Here is a 10,740-nt window from a genome sequence, read left to right as displayed (position 1 = left end):
GGTGGTGGTCAGTGCGCGGTGAAGCCGCCGTCGACGGTGAGCACCGAGCCGGTCACCTGCGCCGAGTCGTCCGACGCGAGGAACACCACGGCGCCCGCCACGTCGGCCGGTTCGACCAGCCGGTTCATCGGCTGGGACTCGGTGAAGGCCGCCACGTGCTCCTCCGCCGGGACGTCCAGCGCGCGGGCGATCTCCCGCAGCATCCGGCCCTCGGCCTCGGGGTCGTCCCGCACGTTGCCCGGGCACACCGCGTTCACCCGCACCTTCATCGGCGCGAGGTCCAGCGCGGCGGCCTTGGTCAGCCCGATCAGCCCGTGCTTCGCGGCCACGTACCCGGCGAAGTGCCGGTAGCCGACCAGCCCGGCGGTGGAGGCGATGTTCACGATGCTGCCCGAGCGCTGGTCGCTCATGGCCCGGCCGACCTCGCGGATCACCCGCCAAGCCCCGGACAGGTCGACGTCCAGCATCAGCGACCACTCGTCCTCGGTGATCTCGTGCACCGCCTTGCCCGAGGGCGCGGCGATGCCCGCGTTGTTCACCACCACGTCGATCCGCCCGTAGCGGTCGCCGGCCAGGGCCACGGCGTCCCGCACCGAGGTGCGGTCGCGCACGTCCGCCTTCACGGTGAGCGCCGACGCGCCCCGGTCCCGGCACAGCGCCGCGGTGTGCTCGAGCTGGCTGGCCGACCCCAGTGGGTACGGCACGCCCGGCAGGTCCGCGCACACGTCCAGCAGCACCAGGTCCGCGCCCTCGGCGGCGCAGGCGACCGAGGCCGCCCGGCCGATGCCGCGGGCCGCCCCGGTGATCATGACGACCTTCCCGGTCAACCGCATCGTGGCCCCCTAGACCGCGGCGTCGATCAGCTTGAGCAGCTCGGGCGCCGACCCGGTCAGGTACATGTGGCCGCCGGGCACCTCCACGTACTCGAACCCGGCCCCGGCGACCTCCGACCAGCGGGCCGCCTCGGCCGCGGTGACCAGCGCGTCGTCCGACCCGCGCAGCGACGTGATCGGGGCCGCCAGCCGGTCGTTCGTGCTCGGCCGGTAGTTCTCGTGCATCTCCACGTCGGCGCGCAGCGTCGGCAGGATCAGCTCGCGCATCTCCGGGTCCTGCAGCGCCTCGTGCTCGAACCCGGCGAACTCCGACACCCGGCCCAGGAACTCGTCGTCCGGCAGACCGGTGGCGCGCCGGGGCCGCTGCGTGTGCGGCTCGGGCGACCCGCTGACGAACAGGTGGCGCAGCACCAGCTCCGGGTGCGCGAGCACCCGGTGCGCCAGCTCGTAGGCGAGGACCGCGCCCAGGCTGTGCCCGAACAGGACCACGTCGGTCAGGCCGTCGAGCTGCCGCTCCAGGTCGGGCAGCAGCTCGTCCGCGGCGACCAGGGCGTCCCGGTAGGGCTCGGCGTCGATGCGCCGCTCCCGACCGGGCAGCTGCAGCGGCACGACGACCAGCCGGTCGCCCGCGTGGGCGGACCACGGGTGGAAGAACGAGGCTCCCGCCCCGGCGAACGGCAGGCACACCAGTCCGGTCTTCACTGCTGGCTCCCTTGATCAGACGGGTTGGCCGATGGGCCTGACGATGATGGTGTTGACGTCCACGGTCGCGGGCTGGGTCAGCGCGAACACGATCGAGTCGGCCACCTGGTCCGCGGACAGGAGGTTGCCGTCGGGCAGCGAGCCGAACTCGTCCCAGAACGGCGTCTCGGTGCGGCCGGGCGACACCAGCGTGACGCCGACGCCGTCGGCGGTGACCTGCCGGCGGGTGTTCTCCGCGAGACCGGTCACCGCCCACTTCGTGATGCCGTAGATGTTGCCCGCCGAGTGCACGTGCCCGGCGACGCTGCCGACCAGCACGATCCGCCCCTTGCTCTCCTTCAACGCCGCCAGCGCGGCGCGGATGAGCAGGGCGGGGCCCAGCACGTTGGTCAGGACCATCTCCCGCCAGCCGGCCGGGTCGCCCTCCGCGATGTCGTCGTGGGTGGCCCAGCCCGCGTTGGCGACCGCCGCGTCCAGCCGGCCGAACCGCTCCAGCGTGGTGGCCACCGCCGACTGGACGGCGTCCCAGTCCCCGGTGTCGCCCTGGATCGTCAGCAGCTCGGCGGGCTCGCCGAGCTCCTTCGCGAACCGGTCGAGCCGGTCGCGACCGCGTCCGAGGACGGCCACCCGCTGCCCCTTGCCGAGCAGCTGCCGCGCGGTCGCCGCGCCGATGCCGCTGCCGCCGCCGGTGATCAGGGTGACGGGGGTGTGGGTCATGTGGTGCTCCAAGGGTTGTGCGCTGCTGGACTAGCGGGGCAGCTTAGTGGTGTAGGTGATCGGGAGGCTGGTGACGCCGCGCCCGACCGAGTTGTCGTAGAGCCAGGGCAGCTCCTCGCGCGGCACCGCGAGCGTGATGTCCGGCAGCCGGCGCAGCAGGGTGTTGAACGCGATCTCGCCCTCCAGGCGGGACAGCGGCGAGCCCGGGCAGAAGTGCGCGCCGTGGCCGAAGGCGAAGTGCCGGCTGCCGGTGCGGGTGATGTCCAGCCGGTCCGGGTCCTCGAACACCTCCGGGTCGCGGTTCGCGGAGCTGATCATCAGGTGCACGAACGACTCCTTGCCGATCGGCACGCCGGCCAGCTCCATGTCCTCGAGCGCCACGCGCAGCGTGCCGCGGTAGACGGGCGGCTGGTAGCGCAGGAACTCCTCGACCGCGCCGGGCGCGAGGCCCGGGTCCCCGCGCAGCAGCTCGAGCTGGTCGGGGTTGGCGAACAGCGCCTCCATGCCGTTGCTGATGGTGTAGGCGGTCGTCTTGTGCCCGGCGTTGATCAGCAGGATGAGCGTGGACACCAGCTCGTCGTTGGTGAACCGGTCGTCCTCGTCGGCGGCCCGGATGAGCGTGCTGACCAGGTCGTCGCCCAGCTCCTCGGCGCGCCGCGCGGCCAGCAGGTCCTTCAGGTACTCCTCGATGCTGTCGCTGGCCCACTTCAGCCTGCGGTTCTCCTCCTCGGTCGCGTACGGCGCGCCGCTGAGCAGCAGACCCCACTCGTGCAGCTTGTCCCGGTCCTCGAACGGGACGCCGAGGAACTCGCAGATCACCTTGAGCGGCAGGGCGATCGCGAACTCGTCGAACAGGTCGGCCCGGCCGTCGGCGAAGGCGTCGATCAGGTCGTCGGCGGTCTCCTGGATCTTCGGCCGCAGCGCCCTCATCTTGCGGGGCGTGAACGCCTGCGCCACGAGCTTGCGCAGCCGGGTGTGCCTAGGGGCGTCCGCGGTGAGCATGTTGCGGATGAGGGTCGGGCTGGAGTCCTTCAGCAGCTCCTGCCACCACGCCGGCGCGTTGTCCACGCTCTTGGACAGCCGCGGGTCGCTGAACGAGGCGGCCACCGTCTCGTAGTCCATGACGACGTACGCCTCGGCGCCGATCGGGTGGTCGACCCGGTGCACCGGGCACTTCGACCGCAGCCGCGCGTTGTCGGCGTGGTCGTTGGGGTAGGTCGGCTCGGTGAAGAACTCCGGAGGGAGCGATTCGTAGTCCACGCCCGGCTGCGCTTCGGTGCTCATTGCTTCTCCTCCGACGGTCAGACGGCGACGGTTTCCGGTGCGGGCAGGGTGCGGATGCGCTTGGTCAGGGTGGGCAGCGCGGCCACGCCCGAGATCACGCACATCGTGATGAACACCCACGTCGAGCCGGCCAGGTCGAACACCAGGCCGACCAGGAAGACACCGATCGGCGCCGCGCTCATGGACATGAAGAACACCGCCCCCAGCACGCGTCCCTGGACCTTGTCCGGGGCGACGGCGGCGAGGTAGGACAGGAACAGGGTGCTGATGATCGGGCCGCGGATGAACACGAGGGTCACGATGATCCCCAGCGGGACCACCCCGGGGGTGATCGCCAGCAGGATCGCCACCACCGGGCCGATCCACGCGCCGTAGAGCACGATCGTCGACGGCTTGAACTTCCTGAACACCCACCCGGCGATCAGCGAGCCGAACAGCCCGCCGAGACCCGCCACGGCGAGGGTGGCGCCGATGAACGACTCCGACGCGCCGCGGCCCTGCGCGGTCGCGATCAGCGCGAGGAACACGCCGGAGTGGGTGAACGCCATGTTCGAGCCCATGATCCAGATGATCAGCGGGCGCAGGATCGGCTGCTTGAACAGGAACCGGAAGCCCTCGGCCGTGCCGCCCTTCTCCTTGGCGGCCCGGCTCTCCTCGCTCTGCATCGGCTTGCGCACCAGCAGCAGGAGCGCGGTGGAGATCAGGAACGACAGCGCCGCCGCCAGGTACGGGAAGGCCCGCGCCACCGCGAACAGCGCGCCGCCGATCGGTGGTCCGGCCACGGTCGCGCCGAAGTACCGGATCTGGTTCTGCGCCGTGGCCTGGGTCAGCTGGGACGGCGGCACCAGCGCCTTGATCGCGGCCATCCCCGCGGGCTGCGACAGCCCGAAGCAGACCGCCGACGTCACCGCGATGGCGAAGATGATCGGCATGTTGGTGTTCTCGGTGAAGATCAGCACGCTGAACAGCGCCAGCAGCAGGACCCGGACCAGGTTGCAGCCGGCCAGCAGCAACCGGCGGTCGACCCGGTCCGCGAGCGTGCCGCCCGGGATGGACATCACGCTCGCCGTGATCAGCTGCGCCGAGCCGACCACGCCCGCGTACAGCGCGGACCCGGTGGTGGCCAGGATCAGCAGCGGGTAGGCGATCTCCGCGGTCTCCTTGGCCACCGCGGCGAACGCCTCGCTGCTCCACAGCGCCTGGAAGTCCCGGTTCTTGATCAGCGGCCGCTCCGGGGCCTGCTCCTCGGACGCGGAGCCCGCGGCGTCCGCGGACCCCGCCGCGGCGGGCGAGCCCGGGTCCGGACCGGACGACACCGCGGGCGGGTCCGCGTCGAGCACCAGGTCCTGCGTGGCTGTGTCGCGCTCGCGCGGTTCAGCGGACATCGACGACCTCATTCCGCACCGGCTCGACGCCGGCCAACGTGGTGATCAGTTCCTCGGCGAGCCGCCGCACGTGCGGCTCGGTCAACACCGACCAGTGGTTGCCCGGCACCGGCCGCACGCGCACCCCGCCGCCGTACAGCGGGGCCAGCCGGGCGGTGAGCCGGTCCGCGGCCCGCGCGTCCACGTCCACTTTGAACACGACGGCCGGGCAGTGCACCGCACGCGGTCGGTAGGGCGCCAGCACCCGCGCCTTGTCCAGGAAGATCCTGCGCAGCGCGGGGTTGTGGCGCATCCGCCTGCCGACCTCGCCCAGGTTGAACGCCCCGGCCACCTGGAAGAACGCGTGGCTGTACAGGAACTCCGGGTCGAGCCCGACGGGCAGGCCGCGCCGGCCGGGGATGAACGCGTCGATGCACAGCAGCACGTCCACCTCCGCCCCGCGCGCGATGAGCAGGCGGGCCATCTCGTGCGCGACCACCGCGCCGAACGACCAACCGCCGAGGGTGTACGGCCCCTCGGGCTGGACGGCGAGCACCGCGTCGACGTGCTGCGCGGCGATCCGGGCCAGGGACCGGTGCGTGCGGTCCTCCGGGTCGACCTCCAGGCCGTACACGGGGCGGTCCACGTCGAGCCGGTCGGCCAGGGCCTGGTAGCTGACCGCGGTGCCGGCCGCGTCGGCGGCCAGGAACAGGGGACGGCCCGAGCCTTCGCGCAACCTCGCGGCGCTCACCGGCAGCCGGGGCGCCGCCGCCGCCGGCCGGTCGCGCTCGGCCAGCTCCAGCAGGCGGCCGAACGTGGGCTCGCGGGAGAACTCCGCCAGCGACACCACGACCCCGGTCTGCTCGCGCAGTCGGCTCATCATGGACAACGCCATCAGCGACTCGCCGCCCTGCGCGTAGAAGTGGTCCGCGTCCGAGGCGGGCGGGCGGTCCAGCGCCGTCGCCCACAGCCGTTCCAGCGCCGCCCGCAGGGACCCGGTGTCGCCGGGCGTCGCCCGGTGCTCGCGCTTGCGGTGCGCGACCCGCGCGGTCCGGTCGCCCACGGGGTTCTCACCCAGGAACGGGTGCGGAGGCAACGACAGGCGCAGCGGCGGCTCGGCGCCCGGGGGCGGCGCGAGGGCGGTCCCGCCCAGCACGTCGAACCCGCGCTCCCACAGCGCGCCCAGCGCCCGCAGCACACCCAGCTCGCCGTCCTCGGCTCGGCCGAGCAGCGGCAACGCGGTGCCGGTGCCGTCCCAGCGCCCGTTCCAGCGCACCGTGCCCAGCATGGAGGAGCCGGGCCCCAGCTCCAGGAACGTGTCGACCCCCGCGTCCAGCAGGGTCGCCACCCCGGCGTCGAGCAGCACGGGCCGGGTCAGCTGCGCGGCCCAGTACTCCGGTTCGGTCACCGCCGCGGGGTCGGCCCAGGTGCCGGTGGTGTCGGACACCAGCGGCAGCGCCGCGGGTTTCGCCGGGGTGTTCGCGACGACGCCGCGCAGGATCTCCGCGACCGGCGCGAGCGCGGAGCAGTGACCCGGCCGGTCCACCGCCAGCACCCGGAGGTCCAAGCCCACCAACGCGTCCCCGGCCAGCACCGCGTCCACATCGGACTGCGGCCCGGACAGCACCACGCCGCCCCGGCTGATCATCGACACCTCGACCGCGCTGTCCGGGCCGAGCCTGCCGAGCACCTCCTCCGCGGTGCCGCTCACCGCGACCATGCGACCGGGCGGCCCCACCGCCCACGTCGCCCGCGCCCGCTCGTGGACCAGGACGGCCGCGTCGGCGGGCGACCACACCCCGGCCAGTGCGGCGGGGGCGAACTCGCCGATGCTGTTGCCGAACATGCCGACCGGGGTGATGCCCCAGTCCATCAGCTGCCTGCCCAGCGCGTAGCCGAGGGCGAACAGGCCGAGTTGCTGGTTCACGCCGTCGTCGAACCACTCCGGACCGCCGTGGGTTCGCGCCACCACCGGCGACAGGTCGACGCCGCACCGCTCCAGCACCGCTTCGCGGAGCTCGTCGAACCGGTCGCGGAAACCGGGCAGCAACCGGTAGGCGCCCGCGCCCGCGTTGTACCGCAGCGTGCCGTGACCCGGGAACAGGAACGCCACCTTGCCCAGGGGGCGCGACCCGGTCGGGTCGCCCGCGGCGGCCAGCTGCTCGGCGGCGTGCGTGGGATCGGACACCGCGAACGCCTGCCGGTGCCGGTGCACCCGGCGTTCGGCGAGGGTGCGCGCCACCGCCGCCAGGTCCGGCGCGGGATCGCGGCGCAGCACGCCGGCCAGGTCGGCGCGCAGCTTCCCCAGGGCTTCCGGGGAGGCCGCGGACAGCGCCAGCACCGTTCCGCCCGGCTTCGGCTCCTCGGGCTGTCGCGCCGGCGGGCCTTGGAGCACCACGTGAGCGTTCGTGCCGCCCACGCCGAACGAGCTGACCGCCGCCAGCCGCGTGCCGCGGTCGGGCCACGGCGCGTGCTCGGTGCACACCCGGAACGGCGTGCTCTCCAGCTCCAGCAACGGGTTCGGCGCGTCGAAGTGCAGGCTGGGCACCAGCTCGCCGTGCTCCAGCATCAACGTGGTCTTGATGAACGCGGCCACGCCGGCCGCGGCGCTGGTGTGCCCGATGTTGCCCTTCACCCCGCCCAGCAGGCAGTAGCCGTTCTCGTCGGTGGAGGCCCGGAAGGCCTCGGTCAGGGCTTGCACCTCGACCGGGTCGCCGATGGGGGTGGCCGTGCCGTGCGCCTCGACGTAGTCGATGTCGGCCGCGTCGACCCCGGCGAGCTTCTGCGCGTACAGGATGACGTCGCGCTGCCCGGGGATGGACGGCGTGGTGTAGCCCATCTTGTCCGCGCCGTCGTTGTTCAGCGCCGAGCCGAGCACCACCGCCGCGATCCGGTCGCCGTCCTGCAGCGCGTCGGCCAGCCGCTTGAGCACGACCACCCCGACGCCCTCGCTGGGCACGGTGCCGGTGGCGTGCGCGTCGAACGGCCGGGTGCGCCCGTCGGAGGACAGCGGGCCGCCCGGCTCGTGCCAGTAGCCCCACTCGCCCTCGGGCGCCACGGCGACACCGCCCGCCAGCGCCGCGTCGCACTCCCGGTTCAGCAGGCTCTGCACGGCCATGTGGATGGCGACCAGCGACGTGGAGCACGAGGTCTGCACGGTCACCGCCGGTCCGCGCAGCCCGAGCTTGTACGCGACGCGGGTGGCCACGTGGTCCTTCTCCAGCCCGATCAACCGCTCCAGCGGGCTGAGGTCGCGGCCGCTGTCGGTGTGGGTGCGGTCCGCGCCCGCGTACACGCCGATCCAGCCGTCGAACCGGGTCGGGTCGAGGCCGGCGTCGTCCAGCGCGGTCGTCGCGGTCTCCAGGAACACCCGTTGCTGCGGGTCGATGCCCGAGGCCTCGGAGCGGCTGTACCCGAAGAAGGACCAGTCGAACTTCGCGGAGTCGGCCATGACGCCCTTGGCGGGCACGAAGTTCGGCTGTCGCACCTCGACCGGGTCGGCGCCCTTGTTCCGCACGAGGTCCTCGACGTCGAACCGCGTGATGCCCTCGACGCCGTCGCGCAGCAGCTCCCAGAACTCCTCGACGTTCCCGGCGCCGGGGTAGCGGCACGCCATCCCGACGACCGCGACCGCGTTCTCGGTGTCGGTCACCTGGTTGTCGATCACCTGGTTGTCGGTCACCTCGTCCCCTCCCGTCCGGCGCGATCAGCGCCGTTGGTCGCCGGTGCGGCGTTCGCGGACCGCGCCCAGCAGGCGCTCACGGCTGGTGCCGCGGGCCGCGGTGGTGGTGTCGGAGGGGCCGGCCAGCAGGTCCGCCTGCCCGCGCACGGTCCCGGCGCGGAACAGGTCGACGGTCCGCAGCATCCGTCCGGACGCCTGGCTGAGCCGCTCGACCAGGATCACCAGCCGCAGCGAGTCGCCGCCGGCGTCGAAGAAGCTGACGTCGTCGGCGACCTCGGGGGTGTCGAGGACCTCGCGCCAGATGGACCGCACCAGGTCCAGGCGCGCGGCGGGGTCGTCGAGGTCGATCTTGTCCGCGGGCGGCTGGTTCTGCACGATGTCCTCCGGGTCGCGAGCGAGGTCGGCCGCGCTGCTGCGCAGGGCGGCCAGGAGTTCGGTGGTGGTGGCCGCGGTGAACAGCGCGGCCGGGTGGTTGAGGGACAGCTCGAGGCGGTCGCGCCCGGTGGCGTCGTCCAGGCGGACGAACAGCGCCAGGTCCCACTTGCTGTACTCCGGGCTCAGCGGCTGGAAGCGGCCCACCACGCCGGGGGCGAGCACCAGCGGCGCCGGCGCCTCGGCCAGGTTGACCAGCACCGGGCTCAGCGGCGGCCGGGCCATGTCGCGGTCGCCGTCGAGCGCGGCGGCGATCGCGTCCAGCGGCACGTCCGAGTCGATGAACGCCTCCATGCCGCCGATCCGCGCGGCGCGCAGCAGCTCGCGCCACGTGGTGCCACCGTCGAGCCGGACCCGCAGCACCAACGTGGTCATGAACATGCCGATCACGTCGGCGGCGGCCGGGTCGTCGCGGCCGGGCCAGACGACCGAGAACAGGAAGTCGGTCTGCCCGGTGGTGCGGGCGAACGTGCCGGCCAGCAGCGCCACCCCGGTCATGAACGCGGTGCAGCCCTCCTGCGCGGCGACCGCCAGCACGGACTCGGTCACGTCCGCGTCCAGGACGGTCGACGCGGTGGCGCCGACCATCGACAGCTCGGGGTCGTCCGGGTCGCCGTCGTAGGGCAGGTCCACCGTGGTCGGGGCGCCGCGCAGCCGCTCCACCACGCCCGCCACCCGTTCGGCGAACCCGGCGTCGTCGTCCGGGCGGTCCAGGAACTCGGCCGGGTGCGGCGGGGTGGGCAGCTCCGGCTCGACGCCGCGGGCCAACGCCGAGTAGGTGACGCCGATCTCGTCCACCAGGAGCTGCCGGGAGACCCCGTCGAACACGATGTGGTGCACGGTCAGCACGAGCAGGGTGCGGTCGTCGTCGAGGCGGATCACCTCGGCCCGGGCCGGCGCCTCCTCGGCCAGCTCGAACGGGGTATAGCAGAGCGCCTCGACCAGCCGCTCGACCTCCTCGGGCGACCAGTCGTCGGCGACCGCGTCGGTGAACCCGACCTCGGGCGCGGACCCGTCCGTGCGGTAGTCGACGCGACGCGCGGCGGCGTCCAGCCGGAACCGGGAGCGCAACGCGGGATGGCGGCCCAACGCCCGGTGGACCGCGGTCGTCAGGACCGCGTGGTCCACCGGCCCGGTGAACTCCAGGACGCTGGGCAACAGGTAGGTGGGACGCAGGCGCTCGATCCGGTCCAGGATCCAGATGCCCTGCTGGGTGGGCGTAGCCGGGTGCCAGGCGTCGTGCCCGGGACGGGGCCTACGCATCGACGCGCTCGGCCCACGTCCGCGCGGTGCGGAACGGGGCGCGCGCATTCGACACCGATCGCATGACTTCCCCCTGTTAATTCCACCTGATGACGAATGACTTCGGGCTCGACGGCCGGCCACTTTGCTTTCGTGGGCTTATTCGCACCGTAGGACCGGTCCCCGGTTCCGTCAAGACGTCGTCTTCGACATTTTTCGTCCTATTTGGACATTCGCATCGTGGGACCGGCCGGGAGGTGGTTGACGATTTCGCGAACATGGTGCTTGACTGCCTTACCGATGGGTTCGACACATGTCGGACCCCGGCACGGGGACTGGGGAGTTCCGGAGCACTCGAAGGCTCCGACAATGTGACCGATGCCTGCCCAGCGCGGGTGTGCGGTACCTGCCGCAATGTCCGGTCGGTCGTTCGTCGACCGCGCCGGGCCGATGTGCGGCAGTTCGACCGAGTAATTCACGCCGA

At 72.8% G+C, this 10,740-nt stretch carries 7 protein-coding genes; all 7 read right to left on the bottom strand.

What is annotated here, in order from left to right:
- Window positions 1-8 precede the first annotated feature (8 nt).
- From IOD16_RS17375 to IOD16_RS17345, 7 genes are read right to left on the bottom strand one after another with little or no spacing between them, the layout of a single operon-like run.
- The gene (locus IOD16_RS17375) at window positions 9-833 is read right to left on the bottom strand and encodes an SDR family oxidoreductase (RefSeq protein ID WP_201440890.1); all 825 of its coding nucleotides are present in this window, start codon (window positions 831-833) and stop codon (window positions 9-11) included.
- Window positions 834-842: 9 nt separating this feature from the next.
- Complete coding sequence (locus IOD16_RS17370) at window positions 843-1,535, bottom strand: thioesterase II family protein (RefSeq protein ID WP_201440889.1); 693 nt, start codon at window positions 1,533-1,535, stop codon at window positions 843-845.
- Between the two features lie 15 nt (window positions 1,536-1,550).
- Window positions 1,551-2,252: an SDR family oxidoreductase gene (locus IOD16_RS17365; RefSeq protein WP_123741705.1), complete on the bottom strand. Its 702-nt coding sequence runs from the start codon at window positions 2,250-2,252 to the stop codon at window positions 1,551-1,553.
- A 30-nt stretch (window positions 2,253-2,282) separates the two neighbouring features.
- Window positions 2,283-3,536 (bottom strand): cytochrome P450 family protein, encoded by a 1,254-nt coding sequence (locus tag IOD16_RS17360; protein WP_201440888.1) that lies wholly within the window; start codon window positions 3,534-3,536, stop codon window positions 2,283-2,285.
- Window positions 3,537-3,553: 17 nt separating this feature from the next.
- Complete coding sequence (locus tag IOD16_RS17355; RefSeq protein ID WP_201440887.1) at window positions 3,554-4,921, bottom strand: MFS transporter; 1,368 nt, start codon at window positions 4,919-4,921, stop codon at window positions 3,554-3,556.
- A complete protein-coding gene (locus IOD16_RS17350) occupies window positions 4,911-8,582 on the bottom strand; it encodes a type I polyketide synthase (RefSeq protein WP_236595052.1) in 3,672 nt (1,223 codons plus the stop codon). Before IOD16_RS17350 ends, IOD16_RS17355 begins: the two co-directional genes overlap by 11 nt.
- A gap of 24 nt (window positions 8,583-8,606) precedes the next feature.
- Window positions 8,607-10,277 carry a condensation domain-containing protein gene (locus IOD16_RS17345; RefSeq protein ID WP_201440886.1) on the bottom strand — a complete coding sequence of 557 codons (1,671 nt, stop codon included), beginning with the start codon at window positions 10,275-10,277 and terminating at the stop codon, window positions 8,607-8,609.
- Window positions 10,278-10,740: the final 463 nt, after the last annotated feature.

The organism is Saccharothrix sp. 6-C (assembly GCF_016695385.1).
In the GTDB taxonomy this organism is placed as follows: Bacteria; Actinomycetota; Actinomycetes; order Mycobacteriales; family Pseudonocardiaceae; genus Actinosynnema; species Actinosynnema texasense.
The sequence above is the reverse complement of the archived record's forward strand: the minus strand, read 5'-3'. Positions and strand labels throughout refer to the sequence as shown.